Source organism: Cellulosimicrobium cellulans (genome assembly GCF_042723955.1).
In the GTDB taxonomy this organism is placed as follows: domain Bacteria; phylum Actinomycetota; class Actinomycetes; order Actinomycetales; family Cellulomonadaceae; genus Cellulosimicrobium; species Cellulosimicrobium cellulans_H.
The window spans coordinates 48,268-69,019 of sequence record NZ_JBHXIC010000008.1 but is presented as its reverse complement, the minus strand read 5'-3'; the positions used below and the strand labels follow the sequence as shown (position 1 = coordinate 69,019).

Sequence of the window (20,752 nt, the reverse complement as noted above, 5' to 3'; positions counted from 1 at the left end):
CCCCGCCCGAGGGCGCGCGGCCCCCGCGCCGACCCCGCGGGGGGACCCCGGCCCCCGCGGCGGGGGGGGTCCACCCGGGGCGGGCTTCCCCACGCCCGCGCCCCGTGCCCTGGGAGCGCGACGCCGTCGACCGTCCGGGACCGGGCGGTGCGCCCTCCCTCCCGGTAGAGCCGGTCCGCGTCTCGCACCCACCTCGGGTCCCGGACCGTGCGAGGGAGACCACGATGGCGAGGTTCCGGATCGGGACGTTCAACGTCGAGAACCTGTTCGAGCGCCCGCGCGCGATGGCAGGCCCCCTTACCGGCGGCAACCCGGTCCTGGCGGCGCACGCCCGGGTCAACGCGCTGATCGCCGAGGAGCAGTACGGCCCGGACGTGCGGGCGGAGATCCTGCAGCACCTGGAGACCCTGGGCCTGCTGCGCTCCGACTCGGCGGCGCTCGCGGTGCTGCGCCAGGTGCGGGGTCGGCTCGTGCGCCGCACGGGGTCGCAGGCGGCGGGCACGGCGCGCACCGAGGTCGTCGCGACGGGGCGCGGCGACTGGGTCGGCTGGGTCGACCTGGTCAAGGACCGGGTCGACGAGCTCGCCATGGCGCACACCGCGCGCGTCGTCGCCGACGTGGACGCGGACGTCCTCGCCGTCGTCGAGGCCGAGAGCCGGGTCGCGCTCAAGCACTTCACGGACGCGGGTGTCGTCACGCGCGCCGGTCGCCCGGTCTACCCCCACGTCATGGTCATCGACGGCAACGACGACCGCGGCATCGACGTCGGGCTGCTCACGACGCGCCCGTACCGGATCGGGACGGTGCGCTCGCACGTCGACGACCGCGACTCGCGCGGGCGCCTCGTGTTCGGGCGCGACTGCCCCGAGTACGTCGTCGAGCTGCCCGGCGGCGGCACGCTCACCGTGCTCGTCAACCACTTCAAGTCCAAGGGCTACGGCACGCAGGCCGAGTCCGACGCGACCCGCCGTCGCCAGGCGACGCGCACCGCCGCGATCTACGCCGCGCTGCGCGCCCGCGGCGAGGAGAACGTCGTGGTCGTGGGCGACCTCAACGACACGCCGTCGTCCACCCCGCTGCGACCTCTGCTGGAGCGGACCGACCTGCGCGACGTGAGCCAGCACCCGGCCTTCCGCGGCGACGGCAGGCCGGGCACGTACGGCAACGGGACCGCGAGCCAGAAGATCGACTACGTCCTGCTGTCCCCCGCGCTGTTCGACCGCACCGTCGGAGGCTCGGTGTTCCGCATGGGCGTCTGGGGCGGCACGAAGGGGACCCTGTTCCCCCACTACGACACGATGACGTCGGCGGCGCACGCCGCCTCCGACCACGCCGCCCTCTATGCCGACGTCGACCTCGCCTGAGGCACCACGTCGAGCGGTATCGCCCCGGACACGACGAGGTCGGCGCGGCACCGGGTCGACTCGACGAGGAGCGCGTTGCGGCCGTCCACCTCGCGCGCCCAGGCGGTGGCGGCCTCGACGGTGCGCCCGTGGCGCGTGTGCCGGTCGACCAGCCGGCGCTCGCGCTCGTCGCCGTCGCCGCTGCAGAACCACGCCTCGTCGAGCAGGTCGCGCACCCTCCCCCAGGGCTCGTCGGCCACGAGGAGGTAGTTGCCCTCCACGACGACGACGCCGTGCGAGGGCTCGGCCGCGATCTCGCCCGCCACGGGCTCGTCCACCTCGCGGTGGAACGACGGCGCGAACACCGTGTGGTCGGACTCCTCGCGGACGCGCCGCAGCAGCCCGACGAAGCCCCAGCCGTCGAACGTGTCGAGCGCGCCCTTGCGATCGCGGCGGCCCAGCCGGTCGAGCGTCGCGTTCGCGAGGTGGAACCCGTCCATCGGCAGGTGCACCGCCTCCGGGCCGAGCGCCTCCACGAGCCGGAGCGCGAGCGTCGTCTTGCCCGCGCCGGGGCTGCCGGTGATCCCTACCAGCACGCGCCGCCCGCCGGCCCCCCCGCGCAGCGCGCGCACGCGCGCCACGAGCGCGGGAAGGTCGGTGACCTCGGAGCCCGCCTCAGGCGGCACGGTTGGCCTCGAGGTGGTCGGCGACGAAGCGGCGCGCGTGCGCGGCCAGAGCGGGGCCGTCGTCCCACAGGTTGCGCCAGATCGCGAGGTCGTTGGACAGCGTCGGGGAGACGACGGCCGACGAGAACGACTCGAACGTGACGGGGCCGCGGTAGCCGATCGCGGCGAGGGCGTGGAAGAAGCTCGTGAAGTCGAGGTGGCCGGAGCCCAGGTAGCCGCGGTGGTTCTCGCCGACGTGCACGTACCCGAGCCGGTCCCCGACCAGCAGGACGGGCCGGACGAAGTCGTCCTCCTCGATGTTCATGTGGTAAGTGTCCAGGTGGACGAGCACGTTGTCCGCCCCGATGTCGTCGGCGAGTCGCAGGGCGTCCGCGGCGGTGTTCACGACGTTCGTCTCGTACCGGTTGCAGACCTCGAGCCCGAGCGTCATCCCCTTGCCCTCGGCCTCCTTCGCGAGCTCCTGCAGCGTCGCGACGACGTTCGCGCGCCCGGCCGCCGAGAGCGGCGCACCGTACTTCCCCAGCGCGGAGTAGAGCGCGCCGGTGAAGTGCGTCCCGCCGAGGCCGTGCGTGATCTGCAGCGAGTCCTGCAGCAGCGCGGCGCCCTTCGCGACGACCGCGGGGTCGTCCGAGGAGACGTCGGCGTCGAACGCGAGCCCGCGCGAGCAGACGACGTCCAGCCCGGCGGCGTCGAGCTCGGCGCGGGCCGCCGCGACGTCGAGCGAGCGCGCGTCGTGCAGGGACAGCTCGAGGATGTCGTAGCCGGCGTCGCGGGCCTGACGGACGATCTCCGTGACCTCCTCGGGCGTGGTGCCGCCGGAGAACACGAGGGCGTGGACGCCCAGCTTGCTGGTCGGTCGGTCGGTCATGAGTCTCTCCTTGTTCACTGGGTGGCGAGCGCGGCCCGCGCGGCGGCGAGCTGGGCACGCAGGAAGTCGAGGGATGCGGCGGCGACCGTGTCGGGGTCGTCCCACTGGGGCCGCCACAGGGCGATGTCCACGGACGCGTCCGGTCCGACGACGGAGCTCGAGAACGACTCGACCGTGATCGGGCCCGCGTACCCAGCGGCGAGGAGCGAGCGCAGCAGGCGCTGCCAGTCGAGCGACCCGGCGCCGAGGGCCCCTCGGTGGTTCTCGCTCGCGTGGACGTACCCGAGCCGGTTCCCGGCGGTCACCGCGGGGTCGGCGATGTCCGCCTCCTCGAGGGCGGCGTGGAACGTGTCGAGGTGCACGACGACGTTCTCCTCGCCGACGTCGTCGACGAAGGCCGCCGCCTGGGCGGCCGTGTTGAGCAGGTTGGACTCGTAGCGGTTGACGTACTCGACCCCGAGGACGACGCCGTGACGGGCTGCCTCGCGGGCGACCGTCCGCAGCGTGGCGACGGACCGCTCGCGGCCCGCCGCGGTGGGCCGGTCGAGGTAGCGGCGCATGGCCGAGTGGGTCACGCCGCCCACGTACGTCGCGCCGACGAGGGTCGCGAACCGGACGGCCTCGCGGAGCCGGTGCAGGCCCCGCGCGACGACGGCCGGGTCCAGCGACGTGACGTCGTCGTCCGCCCCCAGGGCGAGCGAGACGGCGGGCGCGATCCCGTGCCGGGCGAGCGCCGCGGCCACCGGCGCGGGGTCGACGGTCGCGAGGTCGACGGCGGGCAGCTCCACGAGCTCGTAGCCCGCCCGGGCCGCCGCGGCGACGGTCGCCGTCACGGCGGCGGGACTCGGGTCGAAGCCCCAGCAGCCGGCGTGGACGCCGAGCGGGTTGCTGGTCGTCATGCGTCGGTCACGCGGCCTTGGCACCGGTGATGAGCGCGACGAGCTCGTCGCCCGTGGTCTCGGACGCGCGCCGCTCCGCGACGGCGAGCCCGGCACGCATGACCCAGACGTGCTGGGCCAGGCGCAGCACCTGGTCGAAGTTGTGGCTGATGAGGAGCACGGCGACCCCGGAGTCCTGCAGCTTGCGCACGACGTTCTCCACACGAGCCGTCTCCTGCACCCCGAGGGCCGCCGTCGGCTCGTCCATGATGACGATCGAGCTGCCCCAGCCGGCGGCGCGCGCGATGGCGACCGCCTGACGCTGGCCTCCCGACAGCCGCCGGACGCGGCTCGTCACGGGCGGCACGTTGACCGCGAGGCCCGACAGGAGCGTCGACGCCTTGTCGCGCATCGCCTTGCGGTCCAGGACCCGCAACGGGCCGACGCCCTTGGTCATCTCCCGGCCGATGAAGAAGTTCTGCCACACGGTGAGGTCCTCGACGAGCGCCAGGTTCTGCTGGACGGTCTCGATGCCGTGCGCGCGGGCCGCGAGCGGCGAGGCGAGGTCGACCTCCTGGCCGTCCAGCGTGATCGTGCCTGCGTCGGGTCGATGGATCCCCGACAGGCAGCGCACCAGGGTCGACTTGCCCGCCCCGTTGTCGCCGATGAGCGCGGTGACCTCGCCGCGACGCATCGTGATCGAGGCGCCCTTGAGCGCGTGCACCCCGCCGAACGACTTGGTGATGCCCTCGGCGGTGAGGATGGTGTCCGTGGCTGCGTCAGTGGTGGTCATCGCTTCTGGAACCTCGTGAGCAGGGCCGCGAGGACCACGACGAGTCCGACGGCGAGCGGCTGGTAGAACTGCGAGACGGCGAGCAGCGTGAGCCCGTTGGTCAGGGCCGTGAGCAGCAGGGCGCCGAGGATCGGGCCGACGATCTTGGCACGGCCGCCGGTGAGGCTGACCCCGCCGAGGACGACCGCGGCGATCGAGTTGAGCAGGTAGTTCGTGTTGATCGCGGGCTCGGCGGCGCCGATGCGCGCGACGAGCAGGATCGAGGCCAGACCGGCGAGCGCCGCTCCCCACACGTAGACCGCGATGCGCACCCGGGCGGCCTTGACGCCGTTCGCGACCGCGGCCTCCTCGCTGCCGCCGACGGCCTGCACGTGCAGGCCGTAGCGGGTGCGGAACATGACGAACCAGGCCACGACGCCGACGACGACCGCGACGACGAACGGGTACCCGACGACACCGATCTTCCCGGTGGTCAGGCGCAGCAGCTCGGGCGAGAACACCGAGATCGGCTTGCCGTCCGTGAGGATGAGCGCGGCACCGGTCGCCACGCCGAGCGTGCCCAGCGTCGCGATGAAGTCGGTGACCTTGCCCTTGGCGATGAGGAGCCCGTTGATCACGCCGATCACCGTGGCGGCCAGGATCGCGGCGAGCACCGCGACCCAGAAGGACTCCACCGCCTGGAAGACGAGGCCGAACGACACGGCCCCGACGGTCATCGTCGCGGAGATCGACAGGTCGATGCCCCCGGTCGTGATCACGAAGGACTGCGCGACCGCGAGGATGACGAGGATCGAGGCGGCGACCAGCATGGCCTGGACGTTGCCCGGCGTGAGGAACGTCGGGGTGAGGATCGAGAAGACGACCACCAGCGCGACGAGCCCGATGGGGGCGGCGTTCTCGGCCCAGAAGCTGATGTGCCGGGCCTCGGCGACGGACGCCGAGATCCGTCCCGGCCCCGCGGGCGCGGCGGCCGGCGGAGAGGGTGCGGCCGTGTTGGTGCTCGCGGCGCTCACAGGTCCTCCAGGGGGTTCTCGAACTCCTCGAAGGGCTGCGGGAAGGCGTCGAGGGCCTGCTGCGCGACGTCGGGGGTGACGAGCGCGGTGGGTGACTCGACGGTGTCCGGCAGGTCGGTGCCCGCCGCGGCGAGGGTGCACGCCTGGAGCCCGAGGGAGCCGATCGCGTAGGGGTACTGCGCGACCGTCGCGGACAGGCCGCCGTCGAGCACGGACTGCAGCGCGTCCTCGTTGCCGTCGACGCTCACGACGACGACGTCGCCGGACCTGCCCGCGTTCTCGACCGCCTTGACGATGCCCAGCCCCATGTCGTCGTTCGCGGCGAAGAACGCCTTGACGTCGGGGTTCGCCGCCAGGATGTCGGTCGCCTTGGTGAGCGCGACCTCGCGCTTCCAGTCGGCGGCCTCCTCCTGGACGACCTCGACCTGGTCGCCGACGGTCTCCTTGAAGCCGTCGACGCGGGCGGCGCTCGTGACGTCGCCGGACACGCCGCCGATGATCGCGACCTGGGCACCGGCGTCGACGTTGTCGAGCACGAAGTCGCCGGCCTTGCCGCCCGCGGCGGCGTTGTCGGTACCGATGTACGTCGCCGGCTCGATGTTCGCCGCGGAGGCCGCGTCGGGGTCGAGCGGGTTGTCGATGTTGACGATCGGCGTGCCCGCGGCGGCGATCGGTGCGAGGGCCTGCACGAGGTTGGTGCCCGAGATCGGGTTGACCACGAAGCAGCCGAAGTCCTGGCCCGCGAGCGCGGAGAGCTTGTCCGCCTGCCCGGTCGTGTCGCCGATGTCGGCAGCCGCCTGGATCGTGACCTCGACGCCGGAGTCCTCCGCCGTGTCCTCGATCCCCTGCTCCATCGCCTGGAAGAACGGGTTGTCGAGGCCCTTGATGACGGCCGCCACCCGAGAGGCGTCGCCCGCGCCTGCGCTCGGCGACCCGGTGCCGCTCTCGTCCCCGGCGCTGCCGCACGCCGTGAGCACGAGGGCCGTCGCGGTCGTCGTGGCGGCCGCGAGAAGGAGTGACCTGAACTTCGAGGAGTCGTGAGACATGTCGTTCCCTTGGGTCAGAGGCACTACTGCGTGCCGCTGAACACGAAAGTACGGGCACTTTTGATTGCCGTCAACCCAAAAGTAGGGTGCGAATGTGATGCGCTTGGCGGTAACCTGAGCCCCACACGACGGAGGGAGACGCGGTGGCGCAGCAGACGGGTCATGCCGGGGAACTTCTCGACCTGCTCCGGTCGGGCGGTCCGCTGAGTCGGATCGACGTCATCGACCGGACGGGGCTGTCCCGCTCGACGGTGAACCAGCGGCTGGCCACGCTCGAGCGCGCGGGCCTGATCCAGGAGATCGGCGGCGCCGAGTCGAACGGCGGCCGACCGTCGACGCGCTTCGCCTTCAACGCTGCGCGCGCCAAGGTCCTCGCCGCCGACATCGGCGCGATGGGCTTCACGCTCGCCGTGTGCGACCTCGCGGGAGAGCCGATCGAGCACGCCTCCTACGACGTCGAGGTGTGGGCGGGCCCGGAGACCGTCCTCGCGATGGTCCAGGAGGGCTTCGACGCGCTCGCCCACCCCGACGAGGTCTGGGCGGTCGCGATCGGCGTGCCCGGTCCGGTCGAGTTCGACGCCCACCGGGTCGTGAACCCTCCGATCATGACGGGCTGGGACGGGTTCGACATCGCGGCCGCCTTCGAGGGTCGCTACCGCGGACCCGTGGTCGTGGAGAACGACGTCAACGCCCGCGCCGTCGCCGAGGCCCGCCGCAGCGGCCTGCGCAACCTCATCGCCCTCAAGCTCGGCACCGGGATCGGTGCCGGCCTCGTCTTCAACGGCGAGATCGTCCGCGGCGAGAAGGGAGCCGCCGGCGACATCGGGCACACGCGCTCGGGCCACCCGGACGCCGAGCCGCGCCAGTGCCGGTGCGGCAACCTCGACTGCCTCGAGACGTACGCCGCGGGGTGGGCGCTCGTGCGGCAGCTCACGGAGCTCGGGCACGAGGTCCACCGCACGAGCGACGTCGCGGCGCTCGTCGCGCAGGGCGACATGGACGCCGTCCGCCTCGTGCGCGCGGCCGGCCGCACGATCGGAGAGGGGGTCGCGTCGCTCGTCAGCATCCTCAACCCGCGGCTCATCGCCCTGTCCGGACAGCTCGCCGAGTGCGGGGAGGTGCTGATGTCCGGTATCCGCGAGCGCGTCTACCAGCAGACCCTCCCCCTGGCGACGCGCGACCTGCAGATCGTGCGCTCGGAGCTCGGCGAGCTCGCCGGGGTCTCCGGCCTCACGCTCATCGCCATCGACACGCTCCTCGTGCCCGACTCGCTCGACCGGATCCTCGCCGCCGCCTGACCGCTGCCGATGAGTCCGGGCTCGCGGTCCGGTCTCACCTCCGACGATCACGGACGAAGGAGGACGCATGGCCACGGTGGTCGCAGGAGCGGCGGTGTCGCTCGACGGGTACGTCCAGGACGCAGACGGGAGCATCGAGGCGCTCTACGCGGACTTCGAGGAGCTGGCGAGCAGCGCGTACCTGCGGGCGCTCCAGGAGCGGACGGGCGCCGTCCTCATGGGCCGGCGCACGTACGACATGGCCCCGGACCCCGACGGCTACGCGGACGGCTACGAGTTCCAGGTACCGATCTTCGTCGTCACCCACACGGCGCCCCCGGTCGCGCCGAAGCGCAACGAGCGGCTGTGGGTCACGTTCGTCACGGACGGCGTCGAGTCGGCGGTCCGGCAGGCCCGCGACGCAGCGGGCGAGCGCGACGTGACCTTCATCGGCGGGGCCGACGTCTTCCGCCAGCTCTGGGCCGCCGGGCTCGTCGACGAGCTCGCGGTGGAGGTCATGCCGGTCCTCCTCGGGGGCGGTGTCCGGCTGTTCGACGGCGAGGCGCCCGCCGCGCTGGAGAAGGTGCGGGTCGACGAGCTCGGCACGCGGACCGCGCTGCGCTACCGGGTCGTCCGGACGGCGGGTCCGACGGCCGGGCAGGCATAGCTCACGCGCTCGCCGGCACGACCCGGTCCCCCCGAACCCTCGGGGGGAGGGGCCGCGAGCGCCGCGACCGGGTCGCGCGCGAGGTCGGCGACCGGGAGCCCGGTCTCCCGGCTCAGCGCGCGCAGGAGGCCGGCGCGCGAGGCGTAGCCCGCGGCACGGGCCGCGGCGTCGAGGTGCGACCCGCCGCGCAGCCGGGCGACGGCGACGTTGAGGTGGGCGCGCGTGCGCCAGCGACCGAACGCGAGCCCGGTCTCCTCGACGAAGAGGCGCTGGACGTGCCGCGCGCTGGCGCGGCGCCGGTCCGCGAGCTCGTCGAGCGTCGCGACGCCCCGGCGGGCCTCCTCCGCCACGGCCCGCGCGACGGGGTGCACCGGCAGCCGGAGGACGAAGTAGTCGCCCGCGAGCCCCCGCAGGACATCCTCGAGGGCGGCGCGGAACGGTGCGACCTGCTCGGGCGTCGCCGGGCCCGCGCACAGGACGGCCGTGAGCACGGTGGTGAGGGCGGGCACGACGCCGAGGCGGTGGACGCGCGTCGGCGGCTCGACCCCGGGCGAGAGCACGGGGCCGAGCGCCATCGAGTCGCCCGGCAGGCGCATCGCGTGCGGGACGCGCGAGGCGAGCCAGAGGTTCTCGTGCGTCCGCAGGGTCAGGGGCGCACCGTCCACGACGAGCTCGGCGGTGCCGGCGACGACGTGGACGAGGTGCGGCTCGTCGTGCGCGTGGGTGTCGTGCCCGAGGAAGCGGACGGAGTGCTCGGGGACGACGGCGCCCAGCGCGGTCGGGGTCATGCGCGCTCCTCTCCCCCGGGCTCGCGGGTCCAGGTCGCCGTGTCGTCTTCGGGACGGGTCGTGTCATGTTCGGACGCGGTTCGTCCGCCAGGTGTGGTTAGCCTAACCTCGCGAGGTGCGCCCCGGTACGCCGTGCGGCCCCCGCGTCCCTGCTGCCGAGTGTGAGGTTCCATGCTGTCGTCACGTCGCCCCGCCCGCCGTCCCCTCGCCGCGCTGAGCGCGCTCGTCGCCGCCGCGACGCTCGCGCTGGCGGGCTGCTCCGCCGACACGACGCCGTCGGAGGCGGGCGCCGAGCCGTCCGCGGAACCCGGCACGACCGCCGCCGAGACCGCCGCCGAGCGGGTCGTGACGACCGACCAGGGCGACGTCACCGTCCCCACCGACCCGCAGCGCGTCGTCGTGCTCAACCACGCCCTCGCCGGGTACCTCTACGCGCTCGACGTGCCGGTGCTCGCCACGGTCCCCGAGGTGACCGACGACCCGGACCCGGCGTTCTCCACGTTCTGGGTCGAGGAGGCCGAGGCCGACGGCACCGAGCTCATCGAGTGGAGCGCGGACGGCTACAACCTCGAGGCGATCCTCGCGCTCGAGCCCGACCTCATCGTGGGCGGCGGCTGGGGCTTCCCGCTCAAGCAGGCCACCGACGTCTACGACGGCCTGAGCCAGATCGCCCCGACCGTCCTCGTCAGCGGCACCTACACGACGTGGCAGGAGCAGTTCGCGTTCCTCGCCCAGGAGGTGTTCGACGACGCCGCGACGTACGACGAGCTCGTCGCCGGGTACGACGCCCGCGTCGCCGAGGTGGCGGACGCCATCACCGTCCCCGAGGGCGAGACGGCGTTCCTCGCTCTCACCTCGGAGGGCAAGACGTTCGCGCTCATCGAGGGCGAGGCGCTGCCGAACACGTTCGCCGAGCTCGGCTTCGCGATCCAGCCGATCCAGGAGCAGACCGGCGCCGAGCCGTACACGCCCGGGGGCGACATGTTCGAGGTCTCGGCCGAGCAGGTGACGTCCGTGGTCACGGCGCCGAACGTGTTCGTCATCGGGTTCAACGGCGCGGAGATCGACTTCGACGCGCTCGCCGCCGACCCGGTCTACGCGGGCCTGCCGTCGTTCGCGGCCGGCACGGCCCGCGAGCTGCCCACGTGGACGATCCGCGGGGACTACCACGAGGCCATGGCCCTGCTCGACGTCGTCGAGGAGCAGTTCTCCTGATGGCCCAGCACCGCCTGCGCACGCACCCGCTGGTGCTGCGGCGCGTCGAGGTCGCGCGCGTCGTCGACGTGACGCCCCGCATGCGCCGGGTGACGCTCGTCGGGCCCGAGCTCGGCACCTTCGAGCGCGACGGCCTGCCGATGCCCGCGTTCGACGCGCCGTGGTTCGACGACCACGTGAAGATCGTGCTCGCGTCCGACGGCGACGTCGCGTCCGCGCTGCCGGTGCAGCGCGCGCACGGCATCGACTGGCCGCCCGCGCCGAACCGGCAGGGTCGCGACTACACGCCGCGCCGCTGGGACGCGGCGGAGGGCGAGCTCGACCTCGACCTCGTGCTGCACGGCGACGGCCCGGCCGCGGCATGGGCCCAGGCGGCGCGACCCGGCACCGAGCTGTGGTTCGTCGGGCCCAAGGCCTCGACGGTCTGGCCCGACGACGTCGACTGGGCCCTGCTCGCGGGCGACGAGACGGCGCTGCCCGCGATCGGGCGCTTCCTCGACGAGCGACCGGTCGACGTGCCCGTGCAGGTCGTCGTGACGATCGGCGCCGAGTCGGCCCGGCAGGACCTCGCGCTGCGCGAGGGCGACACCGTGCGGTGGGTCGTCGCGCCGGAGGGCGACCGCTCCGCGCTCGACGAGGCCGTGCGCGCCCTGGAGTGGTGGCCCGGCCAGGTCTACGCGTGGGCCGCGAGCGAGAGCCGCGCGCTCCTGCCTGTACGGCGCTACCTGACCCGCGAGCGCGCCGTCCCGCGCACGCACGTCGACGTCACGGGCTACTGGCACGCCGAGCCGGCCGCCACCCCGGCGCCGAGCGAGGGGCCTGCGGCCGAGGCGGAGCCGCAGCCCACGGGGGTCCCGTCTCCCGTGCCCTGGTTCGCGACCCGCGCCGCGCTGCAGCTCGGCATGCTCGACGAGCTCGGCGCGGGGCCCCGCGACGTCGCGACCCTCGCCGAGGTCGCGCGCGTCGCGCCGGGCGCGGTACGTGCTCTGGTGGGCGTGCTCGCGGCGTCGGGCGTCGTGACGCTCGACGGCGACAAGGTCGCCCTCGGCGATGCGGGCGAGGACCTCCTCGACGACGAGCACGAGCGCGAGGAGTACGAGGGGCTCGAGGCGGACGCCGTCCTGGCGCTCGCCGCGCTCGCCCCCGCGCTGCGTGACCGGGTCCCGGCGTGGTCGCGCTCGCGGGGCCGGACGCTGCGCGCCGAGGTCGAGGCGGACGCCGACCGCGCCGCGGAGGTCGTCGAGGGCGCCGACGTGCTCCCGTACGTGCTCACCGGCCTCGGCACGTGGCCGGTCTGGGCGGACGTCCGGTCCGTCGCGCTCGGCGGTCCCGGCGCACTCGTCGTCGCGGACCTGCTCGCCGACGTGCCGGGCGAGCGCGCGACGACGCTCGTCGAGGACGCCGTCCCGCTCGGCGTCCTGCGCGAGCAGGCGGGAGCCGCGACGGCGCACGCCACGGCCGACGCGTGGCCCGCGGCCGACGTCGCCGTGAGCGCGCTCGGGGCCGGGCACCGCACCGACGACGAGGTCGTCGACCTCCTCGTCGCGATGCGCGCTGCCGCCCCGCGCGCCGTCCTCGTGGAGGACTTCACGCCGGACGGGCTCAACCCGCACGCGCACGAGCACGCCCTGCTCTCGCTGGCGACGACCGGCTCGGCGCCCCGCACGCCCGACGACGTCGCCCGGCTCGCGGAGCGCGCGGGCTGGCGGGTCGCACGGCACGAGGCGCTCGGCTGGGGTGTCGAACGAGTCGAGCTGGCGGCTGAGGACGCCGAACGCGCGTCTCCTCGGTGACGCAGCCGTGGCGCCGCCGCAGGTCGCGAGGCGGGCGCCCGGGTGTGCTGGCCGGGATCATGATGTGGTTCCGCCTAGTCTCCTGTCGTGGACAGTCAGTGGCCGGTCGAGCCCGAAGAGCTTCCCGATGGGTCCCTGCGCGCGCCGGATGATGTCATCTATCGCCGCACCCCGCGGCGCGTCACCCGACGGATCGGGAACGAGGTGCTCGCCGCCGGCGCCATCGTGGTCACCGACGTCTACCCCGAAGGCCTCACGTTCTACGTCGGCGATGCGGCACGTGCGGCCTGGGAGGACGTCGCGCTGCGCCTGGTCACCGGACGCCGGACCGATGCGCACGACATCCATTGGGTCGGTCATATCTGGGAATCGGACCACGGTCGTCAGCTGATGCGGTTCGACGGCGAACACTAGTACCAGCACCGAATCGACGACACCGGAGTAGGGAAACGCCCGAGCCTCGCCGTCGCCGTGGCACGCGACGAGTCGCATTCACCCGAGCTGCCCCTGGGCGGGTCCCCGGTCCGTAGACTCGGGCGATGAGTCTTCTCGCAGCTGAGCACGCGCTACAAGCCGCCCAGCGTGCCGGTGACGTCGACGCGCTGGACGGGTTGCTGCACCCCCGGTGCGTCGGCATCGGCCCGGACGGGACCGCCTTCTCCAAGGAGGACGACCTGGAGAGCCACCGCTCTGGTCTCCTACGGATCACCCGCCTGGAGGAGGAGTCGCTGGACGTCCAGGAGGACGCCGCGAGCGGGGTGACGCGGCTGGTCGCGGCCGTGGAGGCGATCCAGGGCGGCGCCGCGGTCTCCGCGCGGTTGCTCTACACGCGCCTCTGGGTGCGCGCGGACGACGGCTGGCGGGTCCTGGCTGCCACGCTCGCACCGGCTCCCGAGCCCGCCTGAACCCCGTCCGACGTCACCCGCCGGTGAACATGGTGATGGCCAGCGGTGCGCCGACGTCGTCGCACGCGTCGCCGAGGTCGCTCTCGCCGGCGTCCCACTCCGGGGAGTGCACACCGATCGACTCTCCCGGCGCCCCGGACGTGACCGGCGCGGACTCCTGCAGCGCACCGATCGCCGTCTGCACGGCGCTGTCACCGTCGGACGGCAGGCGATCGAGCACGCGGGTCGCCAGCCGGTACCAGCCGTCGCGCTCGTGCGCGTCCATGCGGCCGTCGGCCAGGCTGAGGTCGGCGTTCTCCAGGATCGTCAGCACGTCGCCGTAGGCGGCGCAGGCGGCAGCATCCTCCGCGGTGTCGTCCGCAGCGGCGGCGTCAGCCTCCGCGACGGCCGGAGAGCCCTGCGGCGCGGCGTCGGCCTCACCGTCGCCGTCGCAGCCACCCAGGACCACGGCGCCCAGCAACGCCACCGTCACCACTGCCCACCGCTTCGCTCGCACCTGCGCACGCTCCCGACGTCGATTCCTGAGGGGACGACTGACGGCGAGAGTCTGCCGCGAGCACGCCGCGACGTCGAGGGACACGCCGAGCGCGCGCAGCGCCCGGTCGGCACGACGCCCCCAGCGCGCCGTGCCGACCCGTCCCCTCGTCCTTCCCGCGAGGTCGTCGTGGCGACGACCGGGCCTCTCAGCCGACCGCGCGGAACGGGCCCCACGAGCCGGCGCCCGGCTCCTGCCCGCGCGACCACCACTGCGCCACCCACACCGCGCCGCCGTGCACGACCGCGTCACCCGCTTGGAACACGCGCGTCGAGGTCCAGACCGGCACACCGCGCTCGTCGGCGGCGAGCTCCTCCCACGGACCCCACGCCGCGCCCGGCGTCGTGCCCCGCGCGTACCACTGGGCGCGGAACACCGCGCCGTCGTGGACGACGACGTCGCCCGCGCCGTACGTCGCGGTCGGGTCGTAGGCGGGCGCGTCGACCGGGCCGAGACCACCCGCGCCCGCGGACGACCGCACGATCGCGGGCACGGCCCACGTCGGGTCGATGCTGCCGTGCAGCGTCGGCGTCCAGCGCGCCTCGTCGGCGAGCCGGTCCGCCTCCCCCACCGAGGCGTTGTAGGCCGCGAGGAGGTCGACGGGCTCGCCGTTCACCGTCGAGCCCGTCTCGAACAGCCGCTCGCCCTTGTACCGGCCGATGATCCGCGCTGGGTCGACGCCCGGGGCGAGCTCGAACGCGTTGTTCTCCGCGTAGATGCTCGAGTCGACGCCCGCGCCCCAGTAGTACTGGAAGATGCCCTCGCGCGTCTGCTCGTAGAGCTCGTTGTAGACGTGCACGTCGCCGAACCGCACGCGTGGGGCACGCTGCCCGACGTCGGTCCACCGGTTGTGGTGGTACGTCACCTTGTGCTTGCCCGCGTCCTGGGTGCGGCTGTCCGAGGACCCGAGGATCGCCGTCTTGTCGTGGTCGGAGAAGTGGTTGTAGGAGACGGTCACGTGGTCCGACCCGTGCGTGATGTCGAGCAGCCCGTCGTGGATCTCGTACGGGCGACCGAACACCGTCGGCAGGGACGACGGCGGGTGCTCGCCGTCGTCGAACGTGCTGTGGTCCACCCACACGTTCTCCGACGTCCACACCGACACGTTGTCGTAGGCCGAGTTCCAGTTGCCGGCGTCGCCGTCGCCCGGGTCCCACGCGGGGAAGCAGTCGCGCGCGTCGGAGAACGTGACGTTGCGAACGATGACGTTCCGCGCGTCGCGGATCCGCAGGCTCGCGCCCACGACCTGCGCGTCCGCGCCCAGGCCGACGATCGTCACGTTCGACCCCACGTGCTGGAGCGTGAGCGTCGCCTGCTCCGCGGCGGCGACCACGCGCGCGTCCTCGAGCGGACCGGCCGGGTCCACCCACCCGTACGTCGCGGGGTCGTAGGCGGCGACGTAGTCGTCCATCGAGAACGGGGTGGCGCTGCCCGCCACCGGGACCGTCGCGGCGATCGCCTCGCAGCTGGTCCCGGCGAACGCGTCGATGCGTCCGTCGACGTACACGACGCGTGGCGTCGTGTCGGTCCGCGCGCCCGCACCGCCCAGCGCGGCGCGCAGCTCGTCCCAGGTGTCGACGACGTACACGTGCTCGGCGCTCGCCGCGCTCCCGCCCGTGGTGCCGCCGTTCGCGGCTCCCCAGCCGTCGTTCGCGCCGAGCACCTGCCGGCCGAGGTCCGCCGCGCCGGGGCCGCCCGGGACGACGCCGTCCCCTCCCGCGGCGTCCGGCGCTGCGCTGCTCGTCAGCGCGGTCCCCGTCACCGCCATCACGACCGCGGCCGCCGCGGCCAACGGGACCCTGACCCACCGTCCTGCCATCACCCAACTCCTTCGTCGGTGCAAGAAACCGGTTTCTCACCGGCGTCGCCGAGTCTGGCACACGGAGGGCGGAAAGCGCTACCCCGTCGACCTCTCGCCGCGCGCGGCGGCCGACCGGACGTCACGCGCGCACGGAGGGGCGAGCGAGTCCCGGGGCGGCGAGGGCGACGAGGACGGCGGTCGCGGCGGCGAACACGACGACCATGAGGCGCAACGGCTCGACAGTCAGCGAGAGGCCGAGGAGCAGCACCGGGACGGCGAGCCCGACGTAAGCGACGAGGAAGATCCCCGCCAGCACCTCGCCGCGCCGGTGGGGCTCGGCGAGCGAACCCGCCGTCGCGAGGGCGCCGCGGAAGAGGACGCCGACGCCCGCCCCCGCGACGACCGCGCTGGCGACGAAGCCCGGCAGGGACGCGAGCCCGACCGACACGGCGAGGACGGCGAGCCCCGTCAGCGTCAGCGCGACCGCGAGCGCCACCTGCCGCGCCGGAGCGAGCCGCCCGGAGGCGAGCTGGGCGAGGGCGGCGGACGCGAACACCGCGGCGGACACGAGTCCCGCGACCAGTCGCGAGTCCTCGTGCATGACCGTCGAGAGCACGCTCGGCGTGAGGGACGTGAAGAGCCCGAACACAGCGAACCCAGCGAAGGCCGCCGCCGCGGCGGCGAGGAACGTGCCGCGCCCCGACCGCGGGACCGCGACGCGCTGCGGGCGGTACGCGTACCTGCCGACCGGCGGCGCGACCGTCTCGGGCACGAGCGCGGCGGCGAGCACCGCGGCGGCGAGCAGGACGGCGAACGCGACGTACGGCGTCGTGAGCGGGGCGGGTGCGGCCTGGGCCAGCAGCCCGCCGACGAGCGGGCCGAGCGCGAGGCCGCCGATGTTCGCCAGGCCGGCGACCGCGCTCGCGTCGCGCGAGCCGTCCGGGCGCGCGACCGCGCGCAGCTCGGCGAGGTGCGCCGTCGCCGTCGCGGTGACGGCGCCGATCCCCGCACCGGAGACGAGGCGCGCGACCACGAGCCCGCCCAGCCCGTCGAGCGCGAGGAACAGCAGCGCCGCGACGAGCTCGGCCCCGAGGCCGAGGAGCAGCACGCGCCGGCGCCCGAACCGGTCGCTGAGGTGACCGACGAGGTAGAGGCTCGCCGCGACGCCGACCGCGTAGGCGGCGAAGACGACGGTCACGGCGACCGTCGGGAGCCCGTCGCGCGCCTGGTACAGCGGGTAGAGCGGGGTCGGGACGGTCGAGAACGCCATCGCGGTGGCGAACGCGAGCGCCACGACGAGGAAGCCGGAGCCGTGCGAGACGAGCGGACGCCGCCGGGTCGCCCCACGGGAGGTTCGTGCGCGGCCCGGGGTGTGCGTCGAGGTCGAGGTCATGCGCACCACCGTGCGCCTGGACCGGTGATCGTGTCCAACGACTTGTCTCGATACTTCTGATCGCCAGAACCGATCATTCGGTAGGCTCGCTCCATGGAGACGCGCCAGCTCGAGTACTTCGTCGCCGTCGCCGAGGAGCTGAGCTTCACGCGCGCCGCGGCCCGCGTGTTCGCGGTGCAGTCGAGCGTGTCCGCGGGGGTGCGCGCGCTGGAGGCCGAGCTGGGCGCCCGGCTGTTCGAGCGCACCAGGCGCAGCGTCGCGCTCACCTCGCAGGGCGAGGCGCTGCTCCCGCGGGCCCGCGCGGTCCTCGACGCCGTCGACGAGGCGCGCGCCGCCGCCGCGCCCGGTCCGCACCTCGTGCGCGGCACCGTCCGCCTCGGCGTCTTCACCAACCTCGGCTACCTCGGTCTGCCGCGCGTGCTCGCGGCCTTCCGCGAGCGCCACCCGGGCGTGGAGCTGCGCCTGACGCCGAGCCCCGCCGGCTCGACGGGTCTCGGCGAGGACGTGCGCCGCGGGGTCGTCGACGTCGCGTTCACGGGGCTCGACCCGCAGGACCATCCGGGCCTGCGGTACACGCGGCTCACGTCCTCGTCGTTCGTCGCGGTCCTGCCCGCGGGCCACCCGCTCGCGGGGGCCAGGTCGCTCACGCCCGGCGACCTCGCGGACGAGCGCGTCGTGACGACGCCGCGCGGGTTCGGCAACCGCGTGGTCGCCGAGCGCGCGTTCGCGCACGCGGGCGTCGCGCCGCGGGCCGACACGGAGGTCGCGGACGTCGGGGACCTACCCGCGTTCGTGGCCGCCGGGTTTGGGGTCGCGGTCGTGCCGGCCGACATGTACGAGCCGGCCGACGGCGCGGTCGCGGTCCCGCTCGACGCCCCGGAGGCGTGGTCGCTCGGGCTCGTGACCCGGTCGCACCCGAGCGCCGCGGCCGCGGCCCTGGTGGCCGGGCTCGTCGCTGCGCTCGGGGGTGAGCCCGCCCCGCGCTGAACCGACGCTGGTAGCATCGGCACGTGCTCATCGAGGTCGACAGACTCTAGCCGCCGAGCCGTCGGCGGCCCGTCCCAGCGCACCCTCTCGCCCCTGGCTCCGTCTCGGAGCCCTCGCGAGCGACCCTCTCCCGGCCCCCGCCGTGGCCTCGTCGTGCCTGGACCCGCCGCACCGCTCCGCGCCGCCCTGTCCGTCCCGGCACGACCCTGCCCGCACCACCGCGGGCACGAGGAGCACCTCATGTCCACCCTGCACCGCTCCGCGGTGACCCTGACCGACCTCACCTTCGAGTGGCCCGACGGCACCGTCGCGCTCTCGCACCTCAGCGGCACGTTCGGCACCGGCCGCACGGGCCTCGTCGGCGACAACGGCGCCGGCAAGTCCACCCTGCTGCGCCTCGTCGCCGGCCTGCTCACCCCGACGTCGGGCCGCGTCACGACCAGCGGCGACGTCGCCTACCTGCCCCAGACCCTGACCCTCGGCCAGGACGCGAGCGTCGCGCGCCTCCTCGGCATCGACGGCACGCTCGCGGCGCTGCGTGCCATCGAGTCCGGGGACGTGGACGAGCGTCACTTCGACGCCGTCGGCGACGACTGGGACGTCGAGGCACGCGCCACCCAGGCGCTCGCCGAGATCGGGCTCGACGGCGTCGGGCTCGACCGGCGGGTCGGCGAGCTGTCCGGCGGCGAGGCGATGCTCGTCGCGATCAGCGGGCTGCGCGTGCGGCGCAGCCCGATCACGCTGCTCGACGAGCCGACGAACAACCTCGACCGGGGAACGCGCGCGCGGCTCGCGGCGCTCGTGGACGACTGGCCCGGCACGCTCGTCGTCGTGAGCCACGACCTCGACCTGCTCGAGCACATGGACGAGACGGCGGAGCTGCACTCCGGCCGCCTGAGCACGTTCGGCGGCCCGTACAGCGCGTGGCGCGACCGGCTCGAGGCGGACCAGGCCGCCGCGGCGCAGGCCGCGCGGACGGCCGAGCAGACGCTGCGGGCCGAGAAGCGCCAGCGCGTCGAGGCCGAGACCAAGCTCGCACGCCGCGAGCGCACCGCGCGCACCGCGCAGGCGAACCGCACGGGGTCGCGCATCTCCATGGGCCTGCGCGCGTCCGCCGCGCAGGTGTCCGCCGGCTCGATGCGCCAGGGCCTGGACGCGAAGGTCCAGGCCGCGCAGGACGCGCTCGACGCCGCGGCGGTGCGCGTGCGCGATGACGAGCACGTCCACCTCGTGCTCCCCGACCCCGGCGTGCCGCGCGGCCGACGCCTCGCCGAGCTGCGCGGGACGAACCGGACGGTCGTGGTCCAGGGACCCGAGCGCGTGGCGCTCGTCGGCGCGAACGGCACCGGCAAGACGACGCTCCTGGAGAACCTGCTCTCCGGTCGCGCCCCGCAGCCGGGGCGGGCGGGCGGGACGCTGCTCACCGACCGCGTCGGCTACCTCCCCCAGCGCCTCGACGGGCTCGACGACGCCCGGAGCGCGCTCGACAACGTGCGCGACGGCGCCCCGGGCGCGTCGCCGGGCACCATCCGCAACCAGCTCGCGCGCCTGCTGCTGCGCGGGTCGAGCGTGGACCGCCCGGTCGCGACGCTGTCGGGCGGCGAGCGGTTCCGCGTCTCGCTCGCGCGGCTCCTGCTGGCGGACCCGCCCGTCCAGCTCCTGGTGCTCGACGAGCCGACGAACAACCTCGACGTGCGCAGCGTCGACCGGCTCGTCGAGGCCCTGTCCGGCTACGCCGGCGCGCTGCTCGTCGTCAGCCACGACGACGGCTTCCTCGCCCGGCTCGGCGTCGACGTCGTCCTCGAGCTCGACGCCGACGGCGCCCTCCGCGAGGTGCCCGTACCTGCTCGCTGAGACCGCCGCCCGGGGCGCCCGCTCGACGGCGCGCCCCGGGACACCGACGATGGACCGGGGGCGCGGGACGGGCCGGCGCCGCGACGCCGGGTCGTGCAGCGGGAGGTGCACCCGTGGGCTGGTACACCGAGCATGTCGTCGACACCGGGCGCGCGCCGGCGCTGTTCGCGCTCGTCGGGTTCGTGGTGACGTTCGTCGTCGTGCGGTCCATCACGCGCCGGATCCGGGCGCGCCGGGGGTCGGAGGCGCCTCCCGCGCCCGACTCGGCCCCGGCCAAACGGCCGCGGCGCGCACTCCTGGGCGACGTGTCCGTCGGGGGCGTCCACGTGCACCACCAGGTGTGGGGCATCCTGCTCGTGCTGCTCACCGGCATGCTCGAGTTCCGGTACTCCCCCGGCCACCCCTGGTCGGAGGTGCTGGCGCTCCTGTTCGGGGCGGGGGCCGCGCTCGCGCTGGACGAGTTCGCGCTGTGGCTGTACGTCGACGATGTCTACTGGGCCGAGGAGGGCCAGCGCTCGATCGACGCGATCCTCGTGGGCGGCGCGATCGGGGGTGCGCTGCTCCTGTCCGCCTCGCCGATCGGCGTCACGTCCGACGGCTCGCAGGGCGGCTGGGTCACCTACACCATGACGGTCGTCGTCCACCTGGCGCTCGCGTTCGTGTGCATCCTCAAGGGCAAGCTCGCGACGGGCCTGGTGGGGATCGTCGTGCCGGTCGTGGCGTTCGTCGGGGCGGTCCGCCTGGCCAAGCCGTCGTCCTTCTGGGCCCGACGGCGGTACGCGCGTCGGCCGCACCGGCTCGCCCGCGCGCAGGCACGGTTCGGGGCGCGATATCGGGCGCGGTGGGAGCGGGTGCGGACGCTCGTGGGTGGCGGCGCCGACGACGACCGGGCGTCTCCGCCGTCGTAGCG

The 20,752-nt window shown here is 74.5% G+C and carries 20 protein-coding genes; 10 read left to right on the top strand and 10 right to left on the bottom strand.

Annotated features, from left to right (window positions below):
- Positions 1 to 224: 224 nt before the first annotated feature.
- On the top strand, positions 225 to 1,364 hold the full coding sequence (locus tag ACFWH7_RS04155) for an endonuclease/exonuclease/phosphatase family protein (protein WP_378215181.1): 1,140 nt from the start codon (positions 225 to 227) through the stop codon (positions 1,362 to 1,364).
- On the opposite strand, the gene ACFWH7_RS04150 is transcribed toward ACFWH7_RS04155, so the two are convergent.
- The 6 genes from ACFWH7_RS04150 to ACFWH7_RS04125 are packed head-to-tail and all read right to left on the bottom strand — an operon-like array spanning position 1,340 to position 6,627.
- Complete coding sequence (locus tag ACFWH7_RS04150) at positions 1,340 to 2,029, bottom strand: nucleoside/nucleotide kinase family protein (RefSeq protein WP_378215180.1); 690 nt, start codon at positions 2,027 to 2,029, stop codon at positions 1,340 to 1,342. The two genes, ACFWH7_RS04155 and ACFWH7_RS04150, sit on opposite strands and share 25 nt — an antisense overlap.
- Positions 2,019 to 2,897 (bottom strand): sugar phosphate isomerase/epimerase family protein, encoded by an 879-nt coding sequence (locus ACFWH7_RS04145; RefSeq protein WP_378215179.1) that lies wholly within the window; start codon positions 2,895 to 2,897, stop codon positions 2,019 to 2,021. The genes ACFWH7_RS04150 and ACFWH7_RS04145 overlap by 11 nt, the downstream gene beginning before the upstream one ends.
- Before the next feature lie 14 nt (positions 2,898 to 2,911).
- A complete protein-coding gene (locus ACFWH7_RS04140) occupies positions 2,912 to 3,796 on the bottom strand; it encodes a sugar phosphate isomerase/epimerase family protein (RefSeq protein ID WP_378215178.1) in 885 nt (294 codons plus the stop codon).
- A gap of 7 nt (positions 3,797 to 3,803) precedes the next feature.
- Positions 3,804 to 4,568, bottom strand: a complete 765-nt coding sequence (locus tag ACFWH7_RS04135) for an ATP-binding cassette domain-containing protein (protein WP_378215177.1) — start codon at positions 4,566 to 4,568, stop codon at positions 3,804 to 3,806.
- On the bottom strand, positions 4,565 to 5,581 hold the full coding sequence (locus ACFWH7_RS04130; RefSeq protein WP_378215176.1) for an ABC transporter permease: 1,017 nt from the start codon (positions 5,579 to 5,581) through the stop codon (positions 4,565 to 4,567). Before ACFWH7_RS04130 ends, ACFWH7_RS04135 begins: the two co-directional genes overlap by 4 nt.
- Positions 5,578 to 6,627, bottom strand: coding sequence for a substrate-binding domain-containing protein (locus tag ACFWH7_RS04125; RefSeq protein ID WP_378215175.1), 1,050 nt, complete (start codon positions 6,625 to 6,627; stop codon positions 5,578 to 5,580). Before ACFWH7_RS04125 ends, ACFWH7_RS04130 begins: the two co-directional genes overlap by 4 nt.
- A 143-nt stretch (positions 6,628 to 6,770) precedes the next feature.
- On the opposite strand from ACFWH7_RS04125, the gene ACFWH7_RS04120 reads away from it, so the two are divergent.
- Together ACFWH7_RS04120 and ACFWH7_RS04115 are read left to right on the top strand one after the other, a co-directional pair.
- Positions 6,771 to 7,925, top strand: coding sequence for an ROK family transcriptional regulator (locus ACFWH7_RS04120; RefSeq protein ID WP_378215174.1), 1,155 nt, complete (start codon positions 6,771 to 6,773; stop codon positions 7,923 to 7,925).
- Positions 7,926 to 7,992: 67 nt separating this feature from the next.
- A complete protein-coding gene (locus ACFWH7_RS04115) occupies positions 7,993 to 8,571 on the top strand; it encodes a dihydrofolate reductase family protein (RefSeq protein WP_378215173.1) in 579 nt (192 codons plus the stop codon).
- Here ACFWH7_RS04115 and ACFWH7_RS04110 read toward each other — a convergent pair.
- Positions 8,526 to 9,359, bottom strand: coding sequence for a helix-turn-helix domain-containing protein (locus ACFWH7_RS04110; protein WP_378215172.1), 834 nt, complete (start codon positions 9,357 to 9,359; stop codon positions 8,526 to 8,528). The genes ACFWH7_RS04115 and ACFWH7_RS04110 overlap by 46 nt on opposite strands.
- Positions 9,360 to 9,530: 171 nt before the next feature.
- Here ACFWH7_RS04110 and ACFWH7_RS04105 point away from each other — a divergent pair, with 171 nt between their 5' ends.
- The 4 genes from ACFWH7_RS04105 to ACFWH7_RS04090 all read left to right on the top strand — a co-directional run bounded on the left by ACFWH7_RS04105 (position 9,531) and on the right by ACFWH7_RS04090 (position 13,272).
- Positions 9,531 to 10,574: an ABC transporter substrate-binding protein gene (locus ACFWH7_RS04105; protein WP_378215171.1), complete on the top strand. Its 1,044-nt coding sequence runs from the start codon at positions 9,531 to 9,533 to the stop codon at positions 10,572 to 10,574.
- Positions 10,574 to 12,367: a siderophore-interacting protein gene (locus ACFWH7_RS04100; protein ID WP_378215170.1), complete on the top strand. Its 1,794-nt coding sequence runs from the start codon at positions 10,574 to 10,576 to the stop codon at positions 12,365 to 12,367. Before ACFWH7_RS04105 ends, ACFWH7_RS04100 begins: the two co-directional genes overlap by 1 nt.
- 87 nt (positions 12,368 to 12,454) lie before the next feature.
- The gene (locus ACFWH7_RS04095) at positions 12,455 to 12,781 is read left to right on the top strand and encodes a hypothetical protein (RefSeq protein WP_378215169.1); all 327 of its coding nucleotides are present in this window, start codon (positions 12,455 to 12,457) and stop codon (positions 12,779 to 12,781) included.
- A 125-nt stretch (positions 12,782 to 12,906) separates the two neighbouring features.
- The gene (locus ACFWH7_RS04090) at positions 12,907 to 13,272 is read left to right on the top strand and encodes a nuclear transport factor 2 family protein (RefSeq protein WP_378215168.1); all 366 of its coding nucleotides are present in this window, start codon (positions 12,907 to 12,909) and stop codon (positions 13,270 to 13,272) included.
- A gap of 13 nt (positions 13,273 to 13,285) precedes the next feature.
- On the opposite strand, the gene ACFWH7_RS04085 is transcribed toward ACFWH7_RS04090, so the two are convergent.
- From ACFWH7_RS04085 to ACFWH7_RS04075, 3 genes are all read right to left on the bottom strand, one after another.
- Positions 13,286 to 13,744: a hypothetical protein gene (locus tag ACFWH7_RS04085; protein WP_378215167.1), complete on the bottom strand. Its 459-nt coding sequence runs from the start codon at positions 13,742 to 13,744 to the stop codon at positions 13,286 to 13,288.
- A 211-nt stretch (positions 13,745 to 13,955) separates the two neighbouring features.
- Positions 13,956 to 15,626: a pectate lyase family protein gene (locus ACFWH7_RS04080; RefSeq protein WP_378215166.1), complete on the bottom strand. Its 1,671-nt coding sequence runs from the start codon at positions 15,624 to 15,626 to the stop codon at positions 13,956 to 13,958.
- Between the two features lie 121 nt (positions 15,627 to 15,747).
- Positions 15,748 to 17,001, bottom strand: coding sequence for an MFS transporter (locus ACFWH7_RS04075; RefSeq protein WP_378215165.1), 1,254 nt, complete (start codon positions 16,999 to 17,001; stop codon positions 15,748 to 15,750).
- A 93-nt stretch (positions 17,002 to 17,094) separates the two neighbouring features.
- On the opposite strand from ACFWH7_RS04075, the gene ACFWH7_RS04070 reads away from it, so the two are divergent.
- The 3 genes from ACFWH7_RS04070 to ACFWH7_RS04060 all read left to right on the top strand — a co-directional run bounded on the left by ACFWH7_RS04070 (position 17,095) and on the right by ACFWH7_RS04060 (position 20,750).
- Positions 17,095 to 17,988 (top strand): LysR family transcriptional regulator, encoded by an 894-nt coding sequence (locus tag ACFWH7_RS04070; RefSeq protein WP_378215164.1) that lies wholly within the window; start codon positions 17,095 to 17,097, stop codon positions 17,986 to 17,988.
- A gap of 240 nt (positions 17,989 to 18,228) precedes the next feature.
- Positions 18,229 to 19,842: an ABC-F family ATP-binding cassette domain-containing protein gene (locus tag ACFWH7_RS04065; RefSeq protein ID WP_378215162.1), complete on the top strand. Its 1,614-nt coding sequence runs from the start codon at positions 18,229 to 18,231 to the stop codon at positions 19,840 to 19,842.
- A 113-nt stretch (positions 19,843 to 19,955) separates the two neighbouring features.
- Positions 19,956 to 20,750 (top strand): hypothetical protein, encoded by a 795-nt coding sequence (locus ACFWH7_RS04060; RefSeq protein WP_378215160.1) that lies wholly within the window; start codon positions 19,956 to 19,958, stop codon positions 20,748 to 20,750.
- Positions 20,751 to 20,752 lie beyond the last annotated feature (2 nt).

What these genes read in the sequence shown, in the direction of transcription:
- ACFWH7_RS04155 (WP_378215181.1), top strand. Translation starts at nt 225, where the DNA reads ATGGCGAGGTTCCGGATCGGGACGTTCAACGTCGAGAACCTGTTCGAG.
- ACFWH7_RS04145 (WP_378215179.1), bottom strand. Translation starts at nt 2,897, where the DNA reads ATGACCGACCGACCGACCAGCAAGCTGGGCGTCCACGCCCTCGTGTTC.
- ACFWH7_RS04140 (WP_378215178.1), bottom strand. Translation starts at nt 3,796, where the DNA reads ATGACGACCAGCAACCCGCTCGGCGTCCACGCCGGCTGCTGGGGCTTC.
- ACFWH7_RS04135 (WP_378215177.1), bottom strand. Translation starts at nt 4,568, where the DNA reads ATGACCACCACTGACGCAGCCACGGACACCATCCTCACCGCCGAGGGC.
- ACFWH7_RS04125 (WP_378215175.1), bottom strand. Translation starts at nt 6,627, where the DNA reads ATGTCTCACGACTCCTCGAAGTTCAGGTCACTCCTTCTCGCGGCCGCC.
- ACFWH7_RS04115 (WP_378215173.1), top strand. Translation starts at nt 7,993, where the DNA reads ATGGCCACGGTGGTCGCAGGAGCGGCGGTGTCGCTCGACGGGTACGTC.
- ACFWH7_RS04110 (WP_378215172.1), bottom strand. Translation starts at nt 9,359, where the DNA reads ATGACCCCGACCGCGCTGGGCGCCGTCGTCCCCGAGCACTCCGTCCGC.
- ACFWH7_RS04105 (WP_378215171.1), top strand. Translation starts at nt 9,531, where the DNA reads ATGCTGTCGTCACGTCGCCCCGCCCGCCGTCCCCTCGCCGCGCTGAGC.
- ACFWH7_RS04100 (WP_378215170.1), top strand. Translation starts at nt 10,574, where the DNA reads ATGGCCCAGCACCGCCTGCGCACGCACCCGCTGGTGCTGCGGCGCGTC.
- ACFWH7_RS04090 (WP_378215168.1), top strand. Translation starts at nt 12,907, where the DNA reads ATGAGTCTTCTCGCAGCTGAGCACGCGCTACAAGCCGCCCAGCGTGCC.
- ACFWH7_RS04080 (WP_378215166.1), bottom strand. Translation starts at nt 15,626, where the DNA reads ATGGCAGGACGGTGGGTCAGGGTCCCGTTGGCCGCGGCGGCCGCGGTC.
- ACFWH7_RS04075 (WP_378215165.1), bottom strand. Translation starts at nt 17,001, where the DNA reads ATGACCTCGACCTCGACGCACACCCCGGGCCGCGCACGAACCTCCCGT.
- ACFWH7_RS04070 (WP_378215164.1), top strand. Translation starts at nt 17,095, where the DNA reads ATGGAGACGCGCCAGCTCGAGTACTTCGTCGCCGTCGCCGAGGAGCTG.
- ACFWH7_RS04065 (WP_378215162.1), top strand. Translation starts at nt 18,229, where the DNA reads ATGTCCACCCTGCACCGCTCCGCGGTGACCCTGACCGACCTCACCTTC.